This is a genomic window from Streptomyces sp. NPDC048566, from assembly GCF_043199735.1.
Classification (GTDB): Bacteria; Actinomycetota; Actinomycetes; order Streptomycetales; family Streptomycetaceae; genus Streptomyces.
This window is the reverse complement of record NZ_JBICWL010000001.1, coordinates 171,133-192,444: the sequence shown is the minus strand read 5'-3', so window position 1 is coordinate 192,444 and position 21,312 is coordinate 171,133. Positions and strand designations below refer to the sequence as shown.

Genomic DNA, 21,312 nt, shown 5'->3' with positions numbered 1-21,312 from the left:
GGAAGCACTCCCCCCTCCGCGCGGGCCCCGCGCAGGGCGGGCGTCCGGCGAGACGGCGGTGACCGGCCCTGGACCGCCGGCCCCGGCCCGCGGGACACGGATCGCCGGGCGCGGATCGCCGGACGGTCCACCGGGCGCAGACCGTCGGACGCGGACCACCGGACGGGTCCACCGGGCGCGAACCGTCGGACGTGGACCACCGGACACGGACCGCCGGACGCGAACCACCGGACGCGGATCGCCGGACGGGTCCACCGGGCGCAGACCGTCGCACGCGGACCACCGGGCGCAGTCCACCGGACGCGAACCACCGGGCGCGGGCCACGGACGGGTCGACCGGACGTGGACCACCGGGCGGCACGGTCCACCGACGAGCGCGGCCCCTCCGGCGGCTCCGGTCGCCGTGGGGCGCCGGGCGGATCATGCGCCATCGGACGCGAAGGCCGCCCGTGTCCCTGCCGTTCCCGCGCGGCCCGGCTCCGAATACTGGGCAGATGCTCCGACATCTGCGCGAAAGGGTCCTGCCGGACAACCAGCGCCGCTCCCTGGACGACCTCCAAGAGGACCTCGACCTGTCGTCGGGGGACAGCCGGGCCAAGCAGTCGGCCTTCTGGACCATGCTCACCCTGTCGTCCGTCATCGCGGCCTGCGGCATCCTGACGGACTCCACGGCGACGGTCATCGGCGCGATGATCATCGCGCCGTTGTCCACGCCCATCATGGGGATCGCGCTCGGGGCCGTGCAGCGCCGCCGCAGCACGGCGTTCGCCTTCATGGCCCTCGGGTGCCTGCTGGTGATCCTCGTGGGGGCCGCGGCGTCGGTGGTGGTCCCCCAGTCCTACGACCTGCTGACGAACGGCCAGATCTCCGGCCGCACCTCCCCCGGGCTCCTCGATCTCGTCGCCGCTCTGACCACGGGCTTCGCCGGCGCGGTGGCACTGGCACGCAAGGACGTCGCGGCGGTCCTGCCCGGTGTGGCGATCGCCATCTCCCTCGTCCCGCCCCTCGTGGTCACGGGCGTGTGCGCGGGCCAGACCGCCTGGTGGCTGGCGCTCGGCGCGCTGGTCCTCTTCCTGTCGAACCTCTTCGGCCTGGTCTTCGCGGGCATGGTGGTCTTCGCCACCCTCGGCTACACCCTCCCGTCCGATCCGCGCACCCACCGCGGTCCGCGCAGGGCCTACGTCATGCTCGGACTGCTCTTCGCCGCGGTCCTGCTCCCCCTCGGGGCCAACACGGTGACCACGGTGCTGATCAACGCGTGGACCTCGCGGACGAAGGCGGCGGCGGAGCGGTGGCTCGCCGACAGCCCCGGCGCGAGCGTCACGAGCGTCGACGCCCAGTCCCGGACCCTGTACGTCCACGTCCGCGGCCCGGGAGACCTCCCGCCCGTCGGCGACCTCCTGGACGACCTCGCGGGCAAGATCCCGGACGGCGTCCTCATCGTCGTCGACGCCACGCGGGGGCAGCAGGTCACCGCAGGGAAGGTCGGCGGGTGACGGGTCCGCGCGTCACGAACGGGTCCGACAACAGCGGGATCAGTCCGCCCGACGGACTGCCAGGGGCCGGCACCGCTCCCGGAACCGCACCCTGTCCCGTCCCCACGACGTCGAACGTCAGGAAACGGGGAACCAGGCCGAGAGTCGCTTGGCGATGGCCGGTACATCGTGAGTTCGGCCAGGACGTCATCGACCTTCGGCTCGGCCCGATTCCGGGCGTCGCGGATGGCCTCAATGGCACGTTCCTGCTTGCTGCGACGCTCCCGACGAGCTCGCTCGGTGAGCTTCGCGTCAAGGTCGCCGGGGCGAGGTCCGAACCGGAGTCGCCGCCCGTGCCGACGGCCCCGGTCCGCGCGGCCCAGGGTCGGAGAGGTCCGCGCGGTGGAGACTCCCGACATCCGAGCGTCATCCGAGCGTCAAAGTCGCGCATTCCGCCCTCGCCCCGTCGCCGCGAGCCCCGCGCCGGCCCTTGAAGCTGCAGCTCAGGCCGTTCTGCACAATGGATACACGCTGAAGCAGGCCAAGGACGCCACAGGCGCCATCACGGAACGCACCTACACCAGGGACAGTGACGGAACCGCCGTCTACAGCGACGCCGTCACCTCCACGATCCAGGGCCGAACCTCCTCACACGTGGGCTGGTCGCACCAGCGATACAGCTACGACGCCGCCGGACGCCTGACCCGCGTCGAGGACACCAGCGACAACACCTGTGCGCTGCGCACCTACACCCTGGACAAGCGCTCCAGCCGGACAGGTACCGCGAGCGTCTCGGCCGACACCGGGCTCGCCTGCCCCACCGGTGCAGGCACCACCACCGCCCGCGCCTCGACACCGCGGACCGAATCGTCGACTCGGGCTACACCTACGACGTGTTCGGCCGCACCACCGCCCTGCCGGGCTCGACCCTCGCCTATTACGCCAACGACCTGGCCCGCCAGCAGACCGCCGGCACCCGGCGCCAGACCTGGCAGCTCGACGCGGCCCTGCGCTCCCGCTCCTGGACCACCGAGACGAACAGCGCCGGCACCTGGACCCAGACGTCCGCCAAGACCAACCACTACGGCGGCGACTCCGACGACCCCAGCTGGATCGTGGAGAACACCGCGCAGGGAACGGTCACCCGCAACGTCACCTCCGCGACCGGCGTGTTCAGCGCCACGACAAGCAAGTCCGGTGACACGGTCCTGCAGTTCTCCAACATCCACGGAGACATCGCCCTGCAACTGCCGCTCGACACGGCCGTCGCACCCACGGTTCTCGACAACGACGAGAACGGCGCGCCCCGTGCGAACAAGGCCGCGGCACGCTACGGCTGGTTCGGCGGCAAGCAGCGCTCCGGCCAAACGCTCACCGGACTCGTCCTCATGGGCGCACGCCTCTACAACCCGGGCACAGCACGCTTCCTGCAGACCGACCCGGTCTTCGGCGGCAACTGCAACGCCTACGACTTCGTCTGCGCGGACCCGGTGAACGGAACCGACCTCGACGGCCGGTGCGGCGCCTGGGGAAATCCGTTCAAGAAGTGCGGCAAATGGCGCATCATCATGTGGTCGCGCTCTCCCGGAAGCCACTGGAAGACCATCCGCGAGGGCAGCACGTCCAACGTCACGGTGAACGGAGTCAAGTACGGCAAGTTCGGCCTCCGGCACATCAAGGACAAGCATGTCGGGAGCGGAAAGCGTCCGCCTGGCGTTCCAGCTCCACCATGCTCAGCGACCTCAAGAAGACACTCATCTCCGGCAAGTGGAGGAACGCCTGGGGCGGCGTCTACAACGGCAAGTACGACATCACGTAGAAGAAGTACACCGTCACGGCTCACTACCGCACCACCGCCGCACCGGACGGAAAGCCGCTCGGCGTGACAACCGCCTACATCAACAGGAGGGGCTGACATGCGATCTCCACATGGGGAGAAGGGTCCCCTCACATGAACTCGCCCACCTCACCGGACTCGCTCACCCGATCCGTCGCCGAGAGCATCGCACGACGTATCGCCGACCAGACGAGACCGGCGAGGTCACTGGCATCGGTCGTCGATCTGGTCGACAACGATGAGACCGAAGAAGCTCTGGACGATCTCGCGCACGTGATCGAATACTTCCGCATCTCGATCCATCGCGCCGAGTACGACCAACTCGTCGCAGCAGCACAGCAGTTGGACGCAATGGACTCACTCACCAACCTGAGCGTGGAGCAGTTCGTGACCGAGCAGACCTGATCCAGGTCTCCACTCGCGGAACAGGGGGCTCGGCCGAATATTCGGCCGAGCCTCTTTCGCGACCTCGGGCATCGAACCCGGAACATCTGTTCGGCCGAGTGACAGACCAACCGAACAGCCAGAGCACTCCAGGGCGGCGCGCACGCTCTCCCCGGCCGCCACCAGGCCGGCCTCCTTGCAGTGATCCAGCAGCCGGTCGAAGACCACCCGTTCCATGCCGCGCTCGGCCAGACGGGCCCGGAACCGGACAGCACACTTGCGGGTGCTGACGCGGCCTCGGCGAGCGGGCGACAGCGCCGACAGGACGCGTCGGCCATCTCCCCGATGCCCTGCTCGAAGACTTCTTCTGCACCTACCAGCAGGTCACGGGCGGTCTGGAGGGCGACGGCGAAGCCGCAACGGTCGGGATCGGTGCCTGCCCGGGAGTCCGCTGCCTGGACCATGGTGCGTCGCTGGTAGAGGGTGAGCACGGCCCACACCTCCTGCTCGACGCCGGCCGGGTCGTGCGAGCGCAGGACACGTCCGTGCAGGATGGTGTGGCGCAAGGCGTAGTAGGCGCTCTCGTGCTCCCAACGCTCGTGATACAGGTGCACGAGGCGGTCGGCGGGTAGCGGCGGGCGTCTAGGAGCGTGGTCACCAGACGGTGGGAGCCCCCGAAGGCGCCACCGGTGCAGGTGATACTCACCTGGGCTTCGACGATGCGCACTGGGACGCCGCCGATGACCGAGAGGTAGGAGGAGTCGGCGAGGGGCTGAGTGGACGTTAAGTCCGCTCCCCCTCGGTTCATGACCGCTCGATCGTGTTACTGGGGGAGCACGATCACGAAGACGAGCCACCCTGTCTTCGCCGCCCCGCTGGGCGTCTCGTCCCCGTCGGGCAGCAGGGCAGCCCGACGGGTTCCTTGACGCGGCGGACAGCGGTCACCACTCGGCGTCGGTGCCGCCCGACGCAATCGGGGTGCCGGTGGACGTCCTGCGATCAGTCCATCATGAACCAGCCGCGTACCTGCGCCTCGTGATCGACGTAACGTTCGCCGGAGACGTCGACGACGACCTTGTCGATCGCGCCTCCGGTGAACGGGAACGGCCCTTCGTAGTCAGGGGTGACCGGCGAGGCGTCGTCCCGGCCCACACAGATCCCGTCCCCGACGAGGCAGAAGGAACCGGGCTGCGTGACGATATCGTCGCTGCCCACCTCCTGGTCGTCCATGTAGAGGGTGAGGGTGCCCGCGGCGCCGGGCATCGTGGGATCGGTGCTGCGTCCGTTCGCCGCGAACTCGGCCGTGAGCACGTGCCTGCCCGGCGGAATGTCCCGGTCGGCGTCCACGGCCTGGAGGGTGCTGCCGACCCAGTTGAACGCGTAGTGCAGGCGATGGTCCTTGACGTAGAGGCTGTGGCCGCCCGCCACCCCGCCGTGGGCGTACAGCACGCCCTCGGCGTCGGGCGAGTCGACGTCGACCCCGGCGGCGATGGTGTACGACCGGCCGCTGGTCACGACTCCGGACTGTTCGGGGACCGCCGCGGTGTCGGGGTAGTACACGTAGCGGTCGCGCTCGGGGCTTCCGTGCGGGCGCTCGGCCAGGACCTGTTCCAGGGCGGTGCGGTCGTCCAGCGGCAGCCCGTTGTAGATGCCCGCGTAGTAGTACCAGAGGCTCTTGAGGGTCTCCAGCCGGGCCGGTTCACGCGCGGCAAGGTCTGTGGACTGGGCTCGGTCGGTGGTGAGCTCGTACAGCTCCCACACGTCGTGGGCGAAGTCGCCCCAGCCGCTCAGTGGCGGGTGCACGGTGCAGGCCAGCCACCCTTCGTGGTAGATCGACCGCTGCCCCAGCATCGCGTAGAACTGGGTCTGTCGTCCCGGCGCCCCGGGGTCGGTGAGCGACGCCTTGAAGCTCTCCCCCTCGATCGGGTTCTGCGGGCGGCCCTTGAGTACCTCGGGCGGCTCGATGCCGAGCAGGTCGTAGAGGGTGGGCACGACATCCACCGCGTGAACGTACTGGTCGCGCACCTCCCCGCGGGCTTCGATCCCGTCGGGCCAGGCGACCACGCACATGTCGGCCACGCCGCCCTCATAGCCGGCCCAGCGCTTCCAGTACGGGAACGGGGTGTCGAACGCCCAGGCCCACCCGGTGTTGTAGTGGTTGTACGACGTCGGTCCGCCGAGGTCGTCAATGTGTTCCAGGGACAGCTCGGTCGGCGTGCTCATGCCGTTGAAGAACCGCCACTCGTTGAACGTCCCGTCCGGTCCGCCCTCGCCGCTCGCCCCGTTGTCGGAGACAGCCACAATGATCGTGTTGTCGAGCTCGCCGGTGGATTCGAGGAAGTCGAGCACCCGACCCAGCTGGTCGTCGCTGTAGGAGACGTATCCGGCGAAGACCTCTGCCATCCTGACGAACAGCCGCCGCTCGTCGGCACTGAGCTCGTCCCAGGGCCGCACGGTGTCCAGCAGCGGCCACGGCTGGCCGTCCGGCCCGGTCACCACAGGCTCCCCGTGCGGATTGATCGGGGAGAGTTCGGTGTTCTCCGGCAGCAGACCCATGTCCTTCTGACGGCGCAGGATCCCCGGCCGGATGGCTTCGTAGCCCTCGTCGAACACGCCCTTGTACCGGTCGGCCCACTCTCTGAAGACGTGGTGCGGCGCATGAGCCGCGTCGAGGGAGAGATACATGAAGAAGGGCTTGCCGGGGTCGACGACCTTGGCGTCGCGGATGAAACCGATCGCCTTGTCGGAGAAGTCCTTGGCGATGTGGTACCCCTCGTCCGGCGTGGCCGGCGGGTCGACCGGGTGGTTGTCGTGGACCAGGTCCGGATACCAGCAGCTCGACTCGCCGCCGAGGAAGCCGTAGAACCGCTCGAAGCCGCGCCCCAGGGGCCAGCGTCCCTTGTAGGCGGCCAGATTGGTCTCCTCGCCGGGAGTGAGGTGCCACTTGCCGACGCAGTAGGTGTTGTAGCCGCGTTCACCGAGGACCTCCGAGACGAACCCGTTCTCGAACGGGATGCGGGTGGAGATCCCGGGGAAGCCGGAGCTGAACTCGGCGATGGTCGCCATCCCGTTCGACGTCGCGTTCCTGCCGGTCATCAGCGAGGCCCTGGTCGGGGAGCACAGCGCTGTGGTGTGGAAGTTCGAGTAGCGAACCCCCATGTCGGCGATCCTCGACATCGCCGTCGTCTTCACCGGGCCGCCGAAGCAGTCCATCGTCCCGTAGCCGACGTCGTCCCACGCGATCACCAGCACGTTCGGAGCGTTCTCGGCCGCCTTCGGTGCGAGGAACGGCGTCCAGTCCGGCTGCGAGTCACGGATGTCGAGAGCGATCTTCCCCTTGAACGGCTTGGCCATGACGGTTCTCCTCATTGCCCGGGGCCTGACCGGCTGTCCATCCACCCTGGCCGGGTACGACCCGCCTCGCCTCACCCCTCACGGGTGACAGAACGCAGGAGCGGCACACCGTATCGCCGAGTGGACGTGCGGCGTCATCGCACGGTGACGCGCCACTGGGCGGCCTCAGGGACAGCGGTCTCCTGGTCCGGTCCCGCACGGCGGGAATGACAGGGCGTCCGACGGCGATGAGGGGCACCCGAGCCCCGCCCGCGAGGAGACGAAGTCGGGACATGCTCGTCGCCCTGCTCGCCGTGGTTGCGCTCCTGACGGTCCTGCTCGGCCTGAGGGGCTGCACACCCGGTGGGGGCCCGGTTACGGCCGATGGTGTGGGAAGTACGGCGCTCGCGCCGCCTGACGGCAGCCACCACCCTGACCGCCCCTCGCGCGCTACTTGAAGTCGCCGTGCGCGAGCAGGACGAGGTGCTGCCCTGCCGACGGCCCGCCGCAGACCCGACCGGCTTGAAGGGATCACCGCGCGGCAACCTCTGACGGCGTGCGAGGGAGTTCCCGCGCGTCACCCCTGCCGGGTGGCGTGCCTGGGGATTGCGAGGTCCCATCCTGGGCCGATGAGCACCGTAGAACTGCCCGATCCGACCGTCCGGCGCCGGCCCTTTCATCTGCTGGCCAAGCCGGCCGGGGCGATCTGCAATCTGGACTGCACCTACTGCTTCTTCCTGTCCAAGGAGTTGCTGTACGAGGGCAGCAGATTCCGCATGGCAGACGAACTGCTCGACACCTACATCCGGCAACTCATCGAGGCGCACGGACCGGCGCCCGAGGTCACTGTGGCCTGGCAGGGCGGTGAGCCCACGCTGATGGGCCTCGACTTCTTCCGCAGGTCCGTCGAGTACGAGCACCGCTACGCCCGCCCCGGCCAGCGGATCGTCAACACCATCCAGACCAACGGCACACTCATCGACGCCGAATGGGCCCGCTTCTTCCGGGAGAACGACTTCCTGGTCGGGCTCTCCGTCGACGGCCCCCGTGAGTTGCACGACGCCTACCGGGTCGACAGGGGCGGAAAGCCCACCTTCGACCGCGTGATGCACGGACTGCGTCACCTGCGCGAACAGGATGTGCGGTGGAACGCGCTGACCACCCTGCACGACGCCACCGCCGGGCAGGGCCGCGAGGTATACGCCTTTCTGCGCGACGACTGCGGCGCCGAGCACATGCAGTTCATCCCGATCGTGGAACGCGCCACCGCGCACGACCTGCCGCTGGCCAACGACGGCTGGGGCGCCCGCGCCACGGACCGGCCCCTGTACCGGCAGGAGGGCGACCGCGTCACCGACCGGTCGGTCACCGGAACGCAGTACGGCCGGTTCCTCATCGACGTCTTCGAGGACTGGGTGCGCCACGACGTCGGCCGGGTCTACGTCCAGATGTTCGACGTGGCGCTGGCCAACTGGTACGGCGAGCCACCCTCTCTCTGCGTACACTCCGAAACCTGTGGCAGTGCCCTCGCCCTGGAGCACAACGGCGACCTGTACTCCTGCGACCACTTCGTCGAGCCGGAACACCTGCTCGGCAACGTCGGCGACCGGCACCTGCTGGAGCTGGTCGACTCACCGCAACAGCGGAAGTTCGGCCAGGACAAACACGACACCCTTCCCCGGTACTGTCTGGACTGCGACGTACGCTTCGCCTGCCACGGTGGCTGCCCCAAGGACCGCTTCGACACCACACCGGACGGCGAACCGGGCCTCAACCACCTGTGCGCCGGATTCAAGGCGTTCTTCCACCACGTCGACCACCCGATGCGCACAATGGCCGGGCTGCTGCGCCAGGGGCGGGCACCCGCACTGATCATGCGCGAATACGCGGAGGCGGACGCGCACCGGCCGCACAACACGCCCTGCCCGTGCGCGGGCGGACGCAAGTGGGCCCGCTGCCACGGCAGGCCCGTCGCGGCGCACCAGCGGTAGCGCCCAACACGTCAGGGCACCTCGCGGAGCAGCCCTGCGCGTCTCCACCCCATGCAGGCGCCGGCAAGCGGCCTGAAGAGCTACAGGAGCGAGCGTCATCGCGATGGCCGAGGCCCTGAACGGCACCTTCAAGGCCGAGCTGATCGAAATGCAAGGACCCTTGGAAGGACGTCGCCCAAGTCGAGCAGGCGATCTTCCGCTGGGGCACGCGGTACAGACGAAGAGCGCCTCCACGGCGCCCGCGACTACGTGCCACCGGCGCGTACGAGGAAGCCTTCTGGCGCAGCCAGGAACGCGCCCCCGCAGCCGGCCGGACCAAGGCTGTACCTGGTCGTCGTCAGCCGGCCCTCCCGGGCAGGGCACCGGCCCCTCCCTGTCTGACCTGCTGCTCTCGCTTCCGTGAGGCGCCCTGTCCGTGGCGTCGACAGCCACACCGGGCCGCCGCATACTGAAAACAGGGTCGGCGAGGCCCGGCCCTGGGCCCGGGAGGTACCAGACATGGACTGGTGGCTGTGGGTGGTGATCGCCCTGGCGGTCGTGGCGCTGGGTGCCGTGTCGCTGCTCGGGGTGCAGGCACGTCGTCGCAGCGGTGGGGTCATCGCGGGCGGCAGGCGGCACCCGCACGACAGGAAGGGGCCGGGGTCATGACCGGCTACGTGCGCGCCAGTGAGATAGCCAAACTGCCCGTGGTCACCCTCGGCGGCGAAGACGTCGCCCAGATCAAGGACGTCGTTTTCGACGCGGCCGACGGCAGTGTGCGCTGTTTCACCCTCAGTGGGCGGGGTCTGCTCTCGGGCCCGCTCAAGCGGGACCTGCTGTGGAACAAGGTGCACGCCCTGGGGCCGGACGCGGTGATGATCCGGAACGAGAACGCCCTGGCCGATGACGATGCAACGGCCAAAGCTTCCGAAGCGTCCGGCGGCGGCAACGTCATCGGCTCACGGGTGATGACCGAGGGCGGTACCGACCTCGGCAAGATCGTCGATGTCGTCATCGAGGCGGGGCGGAATCCGGCAGTGGCCGGATACGAAGTGGAATCCGCCGCGCAGGGCCGCCGGCACATCCTGCTGCCGGTCATCAAACCCGGAGCCATCTCCGGTGAGATGGTCCTCGTACCGGAGGCCACCGGCGAGTTCACCGCGGGTGATCTGGCCGGGTTCCCCGAAGCCGCCCACGGCCTGCACGCCCGCCTCGAACGGGAGAAGTGATGCTGTTCAGCCAGGCCAAGAGCCGCGACGTCGTCGCCCTGACCACCGCCGAGACCCTGGCCACCCTCACCGGCCTCACCATCGCCCCTGCACCCGCCCGCGTCGCCGCGCTCCGCGTCAAGACCCGCGGCCCCGGCACCCTGGTGACCTGGAGCAACGTGCACTCCTTCGGCCCGGACGCGGTGACCGTCCGCACACCCGACAAGATCCAGGGCGACCAGGACACCAGCGCCGTCTCCGACAAGCACCACGACCCCATCGGCAAACGCGTCCTGACCGAAACCGGACAGGACCTGGGCACCCTCGACGACATCGACTTCGACGAAGGCACCGGCCATATCGAACGCCTGATCACAGCCGACCAGGACATCCCCGGCTACCGCCTCCTGGGCGCCGGCACCTACGCCATCGTCATCGCCGTCCCCTAGGCAGGAGCGACGTCTGGTTTCCGGCCTCAAGGGCAGGTACGCGCCGTTGGGTACTCGACGACGGGGCCGTCGGCTTCGCATCAACAACTACGCCCCGGTCGGCGGCGAGCGCATCGACAAGGAGCAGTCTGTGGCATCCGCCCTCGTCCGGATCGGAAGCCGGTCGCGCCAACCGGGTGGGGTGAATGTCGGTCAACTCGATTCGGACGACGCCCAGACTCTCGTCGTGGGAAAGGGCGGGGCTGAGCACCGCCCGGGACGCGGCCGTGGAGGACGGCCCGCTGCATGGAGAGGAACAGATCGGTCGAACCGCCTGCGACACAAAGCCGCAGGTCAGGCGCCCTTCGCGGCAGGCTCCAGAATCGCCACGCACTCCACGTGATGGGTCATCGTAAAGGTGTTGGCCTGAGTGAGTCATGGAAAAGACCAGGTCAGAGGCGCATTCTCGGCTTGATGTGCAGCTTGAAGGGGGCCCAGAGCGTCAAACGAGCGTCGCGGTGGACAGTGCCGAGTCGGTGTCGGGCCACCGGCCTCGCGGGCGAGCGAGCGGGATCCCTCGGGATGATCCGGTTGCCGCAGTCTGTTCAGCCCTGAGCAGCACGGAGGAGGTCGCACGGTCTACCCGGATTCCTGGTCTCGCCTGGAAATGCCCCACTCTCGTCGGCGCAACAGGTCCTCCGCCCACTGCGGAACCGCGACCGGCATGCCCGCGATCACCACGGTCATGTCCGGTCACGATGCACGTGCGGCGCTGTCACCCCTTGAGCGCCACCCACTCCCGGAGCACCGGTTCCAGGCGCAGCTGGGTGTCCTCGCGATCGAAGACCTGGAGGGCGTCGAGGAAGTCGACGATCCACCGTGCCTCGTCCTCGTCATCGATCTTGAGCGCGACGGCGGTCACCGCGCCTTCCAGGTCGAAGAGGCCGTCCTTGAACTCGTCGGTGAGGGCCCGGTATCCGGCGGCCAGCAACGGATCCGCGTACACGCCGGTCGCCTCGGCGAATGCGCGGGCCTGGGCCCGGTCCGCGCGGAGGTCGGCCAGACGGCGCAACACCTCGTCGGGGTCGCCCAATTCCTCGTGCAGGCGGTGGGCCCGGTCCACCAGGAGCGGCCAGCCGCCAGTCAGTTCGTGGAGACGGTCCAGGCGGTCCTCCGTGTGGAACATGTTGATGCGCTGGGCCCAGCCGCGCAGGCTGCGGTGGTCGTGCCTACGCAGCACCACCGGTGCGGCCGAGGTCGGCTCGGTTCCCGTCAGCAAGGAGCGCCACAGGGTGAGCTGAGCGGGGCCGGTGACGATGACGACCGCGCGGGTGACCCCCGGAGTGGCGGGCAGCAGCGTCTCGGCCAAGTCGACGGCTTCGCGGCAGGTCTCGGGCCGGACCGGATCCCGGTAGTTGACGAAGTCGCTGATGACGACCCGTCGTTCTCGGGGGCGTCCGCCAGTGAGTTCCTGTTTGTAGACGCTGGGCTTGCCCACGGGTGGCAGCGTCCAGCCGTCGATCGGTCCGGCGATCGTACGCAACGTCCGGGCGACGTCGGTGACTCCGGTGGCCGTGCTGCCGAGGACGACTCGGGTCCGGTTGGACCGCTCGCCCAGGAGGTCGTCGAGCTGTGTGTTGGTCAGCGGAGCCGGCCGCCCGTCGGGGAGCTCGGGGCGGCCCTCCTGCACGATGCTCTCCTGCAGTTCACAGTCCTGTTCGGCCCTAAGCAGACGTGCCTCCACCTCGTGGGAGGTCCCGATCATGCGCAGGGCGTTGGGACCGCGCAGATGCCAGCCCAGTCCGTCGTGGTTGGGCGCGAGGATACCGAGACCCACCATCTCGGAGAGGTAGGCGCGGAAACCCTCGGTGTCGAGCTGGTCGAACCCCTTGCGCCAGTACGTCTCACACTCCTCGCGCAACTCGGTGTCGCTCAGCCGCACCTCCAGGCCGTGATGGCGGGCGTGGTACGCCAGCACATTGGCGATCACGTCATAGCGGTGGTCGAGGCTCAGCGTGTCCTTGAAGGCCGCCGAGATGCCGTCCCGGAGCGCGGCGTCCGACTCCACGATCTCGATGTCGGTCACCTCCACCTCGTAAGGGGGTTGCCCGGCGCCGCGCCGCGTCCGCTTGCGGTGCATCAGCTCGACCAGCCTGTGCCCGAACATCTGCAGCAGGAACGGCTGGTACGAGCAGTAGCCGAGCACACGGTTGACGAGATCCAGGTCCTTGAACTCGAACCCGAGCGCCCGCATCGGCTCGACCAGCAGTTCCGCAGCCGACTGGGGAGCCAGCGGGCCGATCACCTTCGGGGTCTGAGCGAGGTGGCCGAACGGCCCGTTGCTCGCGAGCTTGGAGAAGCGCTGCACGGAGTGAAGTCCTGCGAAGACGACCTTTGCCGCGTCCTTGGTGTCGGACCCGAGGCCCTTGAGCTTCTTGGTCTGGTCGAACCGCGGGGCGTCGGCCTCGAAGAACTGGTCGCACTCGTCGAGCAGGATCAGCAGTCGGCGACGGGAGTCCCCGTCCAGCCAAGCCCGGATGCCGGCGCGCACCCGCTCGGAGGTCTCCTGTCGCTTTCCGCGCCCCTGCGGCCGGTCATCGAGTACCTGTGCCACGGTCAGCTCTCTCAGGAGGACGCTCCACAGCGCCTCCGGCCCGCGCGAGCTGCCCTTGCCGATGTTCTCCTGGTCGAGGTTGACGTAAACCGTCTGGTGATATCCGGGGCGCTGCTCCGTGAACAGTTCCCCGGCGTCGGCGAGCAGCGCCGACTTGCCCAGGCCCCGGCCGCCGTAGATGACCTGGGTGCCGCGCGGGTCGAGGATGCTCTTGCGTTCGGCGTCGCGGCCGTAGAACATCTCGCCGCCGATCCGGCCGCGCTTCTCCCTGATGTACGGGTTGACGCCGGAGAAGGGCAGCAGGGTCTGCGTGGCGGCGCTGACCTGGCGGTTGCCGCAGGCCGCGAGATAGGCGAGGGCGGCATCGTCCACCACGAGCAGCGGCTGCAACCGGTCGGAGCCGGCGGCGAGTTCGACTCGGGCCTCAAGGCTCAGCGTGCCGAAGTAGACGACGAGAAGGCTCGCTCCGCTGGTGTCGCGCTCCGCCCAGCTCATGACGACCTTGGCGGGCGGCCTGCCCCAGACCATCATCACCCGCAGGTTGCCGCCCTGCTCCTTGATCTGCGAGCCGAACGCGGGCGCCTTCGCTCTACCGTTGATCTCCACGCCGGTCGCTTCGAAGAGACGGTATTCCCGCCGGTGCTGGGATCGGTCGTCGAGCGGCCTGGCGCTCTTCGCGTCGTAGCCGAGGAGCTTAAGGAGAGGCGGCACCTGTCGCGTCGGAGCCACCTGGAGCCGGTCCTTGCGTTCGGTGGCGGCAAGCGCGCGCCACTCGTCGAGGGCGTCGGCCGCAAGCGCCGCCTCGTCGGTGGAGAGGCCGCCGTAGTCCAGGACGGGGACCATCGGATGCTTGCCGCCGGACCGAACCAGCTCGACGAGCTCATGGTCGATCCCTCCGGGCAGGCCGTCGGGCACGGCCGGGAAGAACTCGGTCAGATGGGACTCACCGCCCTCGATCTCCGGGACCGGCTCGCCGATCTCCAGGAAGTAGACGAGGTCGGCAGCGGTGGCCAGGTCGTTCGTCTCCAGGCGCCGCAGGACCTGGGCCCGCTCCTCCACGGAGGGGTCCAGGGCGTCGAGCCGAGCCCGGATTCGATCCGCCGCCTGCTCCCGGAAGGCCGGCAGGCCACTCCGTACCGTGTCGAGCGCCCGTCGCACGTGCAGCAGGTCGTGTCGGTCACCGCTTTCGAGGCTGTTGTGGGCGTCGGCGAGCAACTCCTGAAGGCCCAGGTCCTGGTCCTCGGTCACGGCACCGTCGGCCTGCGCACGGTGCAGCTCGGCGACGAGTGCGTCGTGCGCCTTCCGCAGCTGCGCACGCCGGGTGGTCTCCCTGTCGTCGAGCTCGGCTTCCGCAGGCGGGAAGAACTCCCCCGCCCCAGCGGCAGGCAACAGCCCGCGTCCGGCCAGCTCGACGATGTCACGGGCCGCGGTGAACGCGTCATGGGAGAGCCGCTCGTCCAGCGCCTCCTGCCAGCTCCGGTGGACCGCGGTCAGCAGTTCGTCGGGCGACGGCCGCTCGTCACGGGTGTCACACACCTTCAGCAGCTCCGCGTCCAGAACGAGCGCTGGGTCGACGGGACCGCCGGAACGCGTGGTCACGGTGGCGTCGGCCAGCAGAGCGAACAGCTCCTCCATCGAGGCATGGGCCGCCCAAGCCATCGCGCCCGAGAGGGCGTCCGGGCGCCGCGCCAACCGCTCCAGTTCGCCCAGCGCCGCTTCCCTGCCGTCCAGCAGGGACTGGCGCAGGGAGGAGATCTCCTTGACCGCCCGGCTGCCGTCGGAACGGTCGCCGCGACGGGTGCCGTCGACCGCCAGGCACCACTCCTTGACCAGACTGACGGCCCGCTCCACGAGATGCACCAGGTCCTGCCGCCCGGAGCCCTGGAGCGGCTTGCCGCTGGACGAGCGGTACTTGCGGTCCATGCGGTCGATCTCGCTGTTGACCTCGGCCAGTTTCGACAGCCGATCGGCCTGCTCCCGCACCTGCTGCAGCGCGTCGCGGTCGTCGCCGACGACGGTCGTGAGCAGCGATCCGAGCATCCCGTCGTCGGGGGCGAGCCAGCGTTTGGCGATCTCCGTCGCCCGTGCGAACCGCAGCCGCTGCGGCGAGAGCAGGGCACGGCTCTGATCGCGCAGTTCCCGCAGCCGGGCCTCGGTCTCGGAGACGTCGGCGACCAGCGGCGAGGCGATCAGCAGGGCACCGCTGAGGGCACGGTCGGCGACGGCGGCCGCCGCCTCCCCCAGCCGGTCCGGGAGCCTCGGCACCAGCGCCTTGAGCTGAGCGCCCGCAGCGTGGTCACCGGTGATCAGCGCGGTACGCAGCAGGGCGGGCAGCAGGAGGAGATCGCTGCCCTCGGTGTCCTTGCCCGCATATCCGCCGTACTCCTGGAGCAGGTCCGCCGTCAGCCGGGCACTCTGGCTGTCCCCGGAGGTGAGCAGCGCGGCGGCACCGGCCAGGCGGATCGCCGCCACCTTGGGCTCGGGGTGGCCGGCGGCCCTTGCCACATGGTGGGCAAGTCCGAAGCGCCGCTCCACGACCAGTTGCGCCAGGACCCCCTCGACCGCGACCTCATGGGTGGCGTCGTCCGCCGCCGGGACCGCTGCCCGGACGGACGTGTCATCGACGGGAGAAAGCGTGGGTGCTGCGGGTGCCTGGACGGGCGCGTCAGCGGACGTGGGGAGTGCCGAGTCGCTGTCGGCGGCCGGCCCGGCGTCTGCCTTGGGTGCGTGGACCGGCGCGGCGGTCGTCGTGGCTTCCGGCTCGGCGGCGGGCTGGGGCGCGATCGCCTCGGTCGACGCGGCCGACTGCACGGTTTCGTGCTCTGCGGTCGTCTCGGCGTCGGACGGCTCGGCGGTGCCGTGTGCCTTGTCGGTCCCGGCGGGGTACGAGTCACCGTCCGCCGGCTGGTCCAGCGTCAGCTCGGGAGCGATGAGCACGGCCATGGCGCACGTGGGCAGGACCCGTACGACCTTTCCCTGCAGTGCCAGGATCTCCGTGGCGGCATCCGCCTGTCGTCCCAGCCTGATGAGCCGGGCCAGGGCGGCGAGCGCGGCGCCCTCCTCGTGGTGCAGCTCCTCCCACACCGGCACGTCCAGCAGGCGGCGAGCCGCGCCGCGCACGGCCTCGGCGGCAGCGGCGGCAGCGGCGGAGCTGTCCGGACGGCAGTCGACATCCAGCAGTTCCCGCAGCGGCTCGCGGGCCTGGAGGTCACGCTCCCGCGCTGTCCGGTGGGCGTGAGCAGCGCGCGTGATGTCCTCTAGGCGACGAGGCACCCCCTCAATCCCGGCGGCCCGGAACACCGCGTCCACGTCGTTGAAAACAGTGCTCAGCGCAGCGAGCCGAGCCAGGTCCTCATCCTGCGGAGGGCGGCCCTCCATGACCGCGTCGGTGACCTTCTCCGCGGCCTGGCGGGCCCCTGCCAGGGCGGACTCCAGCTGCTGACATGCTTCCTCGGGAGCTGTCCCAGCCTTGGTCCCGGGGTTGTCGGACGCGGTAGCGGTCTCCTCGTGCGAAGTACCGGTGTCCGCTGCCGCGGTCTGCGGTGCGGGGGCGCTGGCGCCCGGCCGGTCGGCGATGGCAGCGGCCCCTGGTTCACTGTCCTCGGCGAGCGCCAACCCGTCGTCTTCCGCCGCTCCAAGAACGAAATCGGGGTGCGCCTCCACGAGGGGCCGCGCCGCGGCAGCGACGGCGGCGAGCCCGGCCGCCTCCTCGTCGTCGGCCGTCGCCCCGAACCAATCCTGGTCCGCCGCCCAGGCAAGGATGTGGGCGTCGGTGACGGAGGCGTTGCACCACGCGAACACGGTGGCCCGGACCAGCGAGGCGCCCCACCGGGCAACAGGGTCGGGGACCGGCTCCCCGTCGTGCGCCAGGACGAAGGCGCGCACCTGGTTCATCACGGTGACCGTGAGTCCCTTGATCCCGCATGTGCAGGCGTGCTGCCGTGACTCGCGCCGTAGCCTGGTGAGGACGTCCCGGCACAGGGCACTACTCACCCGTCGAGGGGCCGACATGCGGATGCCCAGACTGGTAAGCAACTCCTGGCGGTGCTTGGGCCGCAGGGAGTTGAAAGTGAGTTCCACCATGTCCGCCGTGAGGTCGTTCAGGGCGGCGACGGCCGGGGATTGCAAGGCGTTGAGCGCGGCGGCCAGGCCTTCCAGGTCCTCGGCCGAGACGCTCGGCGGGGACCACGGCGGCCCTGTGACGACGCGGTAGCGGTCCTGCATGTACACGCACTCCGTTCCTGTTGGTGACGGGAAGATTTCTGTGGGTGACGGGAGGAAGAGAGAGGGCCGGAGCCGTGGACGCGTGAAAGCCTTGAAAGGTCAGCGGCCGCGCGTGTGCTCGGTCACGAACGTGTACCCGTAGGGCAGTTCCCAGCCGTCCGCCTTGCCGAGCCTGCGGCAGTGCTCCCGGAAGGCCGCGCGCTGAACGTCGCTGGGCAGACACCCCGGCCGCAGTCGGCGCAGATGACCTGCGACGAACTGAGCGCCGCGCAGTCCCTCACCGCCCGGTTCGCCACCGCCCCACGGACGTATCACCCGCGGCCTGGCGGGGCGGTAGCCGATGAGGTGAATGGTCCGCTGTCCGTCACGCGGCGGGAAGTGCGGCTGCCCCCAGGCGTCCTGGCTGCCCAGGGCCGACTCCAGAAGACGTTCCGCGAGCAGTTCCGCGACGGCCGAGCCCAGGGCGGCGGCCTGCGACCGGGCCGGTCGGCGCCCATAGACCGCGCTCGGCAGGACCGACCGGTCCATCAGGGCATGACCGTCCAGGGTGAGTAGACCGCAACGGCGCACGGTGCGCATCACCAGTTGCCGGGGACCCAGCCCGACCGCGCTGTCACCGTGGCGGCTGCTGCCCGGCACGTCCTCCCTGGTGAGCACGCGAGGGTCGTAACAGTGCCCAGTCTCACGGTCACCGGCCTGCACCCATTCCTTCAACCGCGTCGTGGCCAGCCGAATCACCGTGTCGCCACGGAGCCGGCGCAGCTCCAGCATCAGGCCGGGGAAGAAGTCACCGGGCCAGACGATTCCCGTCAACCGACCCGATTCGTCACCGAGTTCGGCCGCGACATACTGCACCGCCTCCTTCTCGTCCAATGTCTCACCAGCATGGTCGAGTTCGAGGCGAAGCGTGGGGTGCGCGCCGCGGGGCCGGCAAAGGTCCTGCGCGACGAACGGGTGCATGGGAAACCAGCCGCCGATGAGATGGGCCAGCCGCAGGGGCGCCCTCCAGACGATGTCCTGCGCGTCGCTTCGCAGGAGTTCGCCGATGCCGAGGGCGTCGTCGTCGGCGAGAGGCGCATCTACCGGTTCCAGCTCCACTTCCGTTTCCGGCTCCGGCGGTGCGGGCAGTGTGGAGTTCCAGCCGCGCCCGGCCGGGACCAGGGGGTCTCTGGGTGCCTCTGCGTCACCGGGATGGTGGGACCGCCACACCCCTCCCCCCTCGAAGGCGTCGTCGAGGGTGACCCGGGAGCCGTTGCCGAACAGGCCCTGGTCGCTGTCCCCTTGGACCACGTCGGCAAGCGCCACGTTCGCCCGGCACACCGCAGCGGCATACCCCACTTCCCTGAGCCGTTCCTCCGCCCCGGGAAAACCGCGGAGCCGTGGTCCGACCGCTGTGTACACAGTGACCGGAGCGACGAGGCCGTGTCGCCGCCTCGCCGGGGTGGCCGCGCGCTCGACCGCGGCCACGAGAGACCTGAGGTCATCGCCGCCCAGCGGTCCGGTGTCCCGCCAGCAGTCCGCGAGGGAGGTACGGGTCAGGGCGTAGTGGCCCCAGGTGCGCAACACTGCACTGGAGTTGAGGACACCCCGCATCGTGTCGAGGAGACCGAGCAGTCCCGCCCGCAGATCGTCGTCGTGCGTGCCGCCCACCAGGGAGGCAAGGGAAACAGGGACGAAGGGGCTGAGAAGCTGTTCCCGAGCCGTCGTCAGGAGATGGTCCGCGTAGGCCGTCAGGTCGTCGCGCCGGGCTGCTTGCAAGGACGGATAGCACACGTCGACGACGACATGTCCGTCCTCATTGATCCATCGCCCGCGCGTGCGTAAGCGATGAAGCTGGGCCGGTGACAGACTCAGTGCCGGACCGAAGGCGTGGAGGTCCGGCACCAGCAGCTCCCTGCGCCGTGGTTCGGCGTCTGCACCCGGCCTACCCGAGCCCTCGGCGCCCGCGGGCGCCCCTGACACCCAAGCCGGGACGTCACCGAGCGCGTCCACCTCCGGGTGCGCGCCCTCCCTGTAGACGATTTCGGCGTAAAGCGGGTCCGACCCGGTGGCGACACACACCATGGCCCCGACCGGGAGCACGGGAGCGCACTCACCGAAGGTAATGACGGGAAAATCATCGAGGCACAGCGGGCTTCCCCCGTAGCCGTCGCCGCCGAGCTCGTACCCGAAGTACACGGCGTTGAAGGCGACCGTGGTATGCACCGGCGCCGGACGGACCGCGACAACGGCTTCGAGATAGCTCCGCAGTCGACTGCGTTCCTGGCCGGGGACGGCGTCGTAGCCCCGCGTCATGGCAGGCGTCAGGAGAGCCTGGTCACCGTACGGATCCGGCACCCCCGTGCGCTCGCGTTCTCCGACCCCTTTTGCTGACACATACGGGTCCCCACCCATGACACCTCCGCCGCATTACAGGTCGCCCCAGCCCACCTGCGGTGATTCCCGCAGAGTATGCCCATCCTTGGGTTTCCTGTGGCACTTTCATCACTTTGCGATGGCCCACGACGATCGAATCCGCCTACCGCGTTCACGAATTCCGTAGAACTGGAGCGTTAACGCCACGAATACGGCCCGGCCGGAGAGGTACACCAGCGCCGCCATCTGCCGCGGCAGTCAAGCTCCGACCAGCAGGGGCGAGCCAGCCAGCCACGCAATAGGCCAATCCCGTAGCGGCCTGACGAGAAAGATCCACCACCCCGTGGGACGGCAACGCCACCCGCTGACAGTCGTAGCCACCCATGGCCAGGTCCACGATGCGCAACAGGCACAGCCCGGCGCAGGGGCTGCTCGTACCGCCGCACTCCACCACCCCCGTCGACACCGGACCGCCGGTCACCTTCCTGATGTGGCCGCCCATCGCCGCGCTCCGTGCAACGACGCACGGACCGCATACCGACCTCATGCATGAGCTGACGCCCTATCAAAGCGAACGTCCCATGAGCGTCAGGGCCACCTCAAGCGGACCTGCGAAGACCGGTGGCCACACTCGCCCACCTTCCCGTCCGGGATTGGAACCACAGGTGTCGAGCACGCCCGGCTACGCCCGAGCAACCCACGAAAACCGCAGGTCAGATCCCCTTTGCAGTAAGCTCCAGAATCGCCACGCACTCCACATGAGGCGCCCTTGCCTCGTCGAACGTCAAGAAACGGGGAACCAGGTCGCGAGGCGCTTGGCGATCGCCGGTACATCGACGTTGTCCTGCGCGACTTCCTCGACGAACGGGCCGGCCACGGAAACGGGCGGCGGGACGGTACTGGCGCTCACGCCGTTGAACCGCAGGAAGACACGCATGGCAAGCCAGGCGGTGCGCTTGTTGCCGTCGATCAGCGCGTGATTGCGGGCAACGGAGTGCAGCATTGCTGCCGCCTTCTCGTGCAGCGTGGGATACAGCTCGGCTCCGAACACGTTCGTCCGGGGCCGTTCGATCGCTGACACCAAAAGTCCCATGTCACGCACGCTGTGCTCGGTACCGTTGACCGCGCGAGCGATGGCCAGGATCTCGTCGACCTGGATGTAGCGCACGTCCGTCACTTCAGGTAGTCCAGGATCTCCGCGTCACTGTCCATCAGCTCGGCCAGGACGTCATCGACCTTCAGCTCGGCCCGGTCCTGGGCGTCACGAATGGCCTCAATGGCAAGTTCCTGCTTGCTGCGGCCCTCCCGACGAGCCCGCTCGGTGAGCTTCGCGTCAAGGTCGTCGGGGAGTCGAAGTGTCATCGCCATACGGAGATGATACCAAGCCGGTATCAAGTGGCGCGATCGGGCCGCGCTCGGCTCCTCGGAGCGTGGGACCAAGCGGCCGTGCGCATCGCTACCGCGGAGGCCCAAAGACTTCCATT

General features: G+C 69.4%; 12 protein-coding genes. 7 read left to right on the top strand and 5 right to left on the bottom strand.

The genetic code is table 11. From position 1 onward, the window contains the following. Positions 1-494 precede the first annotated feature (494 nt). The 3 genes from ACGFS9_RS00730 (at position 495) to ACGFS9_RS00720 (ending at position 3,717) form a co-directional block, all read left to right on the top strand. Entirely contained in the window at positions 495-1,496 is a 1,002-nt protein-coding gene (locus ACGFS9_RS00730; protein ID WP_393249352.1) for a DUF389 domain-containing protein, read from the top strand. A gap of 872 nt (positions 1,497-2,368) precedes the next feature. Then, on the top strand, positions 2,369-3,361 hold the full coding sequence (locus ACGFS9_RS00725; protein ID WP_393249350.1) for an RHS repeat-associated core domain-containing protein: 993 nt from the start codon (positions 2,369-2,371) through the stop codon (positions 3,359-3,361). A gap of 65 nt (positions 3,362-3,426) precedes the next feature. Continuing rightward, a complete protein-coding gene (locus ACGFS9_RS00720; RefSeq protein ID WP_393249348.1) occupies positions 3,427-3,717 on the top strand; it encodes a hypothetical protein in 291 nt (96 codons plus the stop codon). Positions 3,718-4,695: 978 nt separating this feature from the next. On the opposite strand, the gene ACGFS9_RS00715 is transcribed toward ACGFS9_RS00720, so the two are convergent. Then, a complete protein-coding gene (locus tag ACGFS9_RS00715) occupies positions 4,696-7,050 on the bottom strand; it encodes a sulfatase-like hydrolase/transferase (RefSeq protein ID WP_393249346.1) in 2,355 nt (784 codons plus the stop codon). Positions 7,051-7,658: 608 nt separating this feature from the next. Here ACGFS9_RS00715 and ACGFS9_RS00710 point away from each other — a divergent pair. From ACGFS9_RS00710 to ACGFS9_RS00695, 4 genes are all read left to right on the top strand, one after another. Continuing rightward, positions 7,659-9,020: an anaerobic sulfatase maturase gene (locus tag ACGFS9_RS00710; protein ID WP_393249344.1), complete on the top strand. Its 1,362-nt coding sequence runs from the start codon at positions 7,659-7,661 to the stop codon at positions 9,018-9,020. 498 nt (positions 9,021-9,518) lie between these two features. Continuing rightward, positions 9,519-9,668 carry a hypothetical protein gene (locus tag ACGFS9_RS00705; RefSeq protein WP_393249342.1) on the top strand — a complete coding sequence of 50 codons (150 nt, stop codon included), beginning with the start codon at positions 9,519-9,521 and terminating at the stop codon, positions 9,666-9,668. After that, entirely contained in the window at positions 9,665-10,228 is a 564-nt protein-coding gene (locus tag ACGFS9_RS00700; protein ID WP_393249340.1) for a PRC-barrel domain-containing protein, read from the top strand. Before ACGFS9_RS00705 ends, ACGFS9_RS00700 begins: the two co-directional genes overlap by 4 nt. Continuing rightward, the gene (locus ACGFS9_RS00695; RefSeq protein WP_393249338.1) at positions 10,228-10,656 is read left to right on the top strand and encodes a PRC-barrel domain-containing protein; all 429 of its coding nucleotides are present in this window, start codon (positions 10,228-10,230) and stop codon (positions 10,654-10,656) included. Before ACGFS9_RS00700 ends, ACGFS9_RS00695 begins: the two co-directional genes overlap by 1 nt. 754 nt (positions 10,657-11,410) lie before the next feature. On the opposite strand, the gene ACGFS9_RS00690 is transcribed toward ACGFS9_RS00695, so the two are convergent. The 4 genes from ACGFS9_RS00690 to ACGFS9_RS00675 all read right to left on the bottom strand — a co-directional run bounded on the left by ACGFS9_RS00690 (position 11,411) and on the right by ACGFS9_RS00675 (position 21,196). Next, complete coding sequence (locus ACGFS9_RS00690) at positions 11,411-17,473, bottom strand: hypothetical protein (protein ID WP_393250458.1); 6,063 nt, start codon at positions 17,471-17,473, stop codon at positions 11,411-11,413. A gap of 99 nt (positions 17,474-17,572) precedes the next feature. Beyond that, positions 17,573-19,867, bottom strand: coding sequence for a hypothetical protein (locus ACGFS9_RS00685; RefSeq protein WP_393249336.1), 2,295 nt, complete (start codon positions 19,865-19,867; stop codon positions 17,573-17,575). 745 nt (positions 19,868-20,612) lie between these two features. After that, positions 20,613-21,005: a type II toxin-antitoxin system death-on-curing family toxin gene (locus ACGFS9_RS00680; RefSeq protein WP_133919456.1), complete on the bottom strand. Its 393-nt coding sequence runs from the start codon at positions 21,003-21,005 to the stop codon at positions 20,613-20,615. Further along, complete coding sequence (locus ACGFS9_RS00675) at positions 21,002-21,196, bottom strand: ribbon-helix-helix protein, CopG family (protein ID WP_007445201.1); 195 nt, start codon at positions 21,194-21,196, stop codon at positions 21,002-21,004. The genes ACGFS9_RS00680 and ACGFS9_RS00675 overlap by 4 nt, the downstream gene beginning before the upstream one ends. Positions 21,197-21,312: the final 116 nt, after the last annotated feature.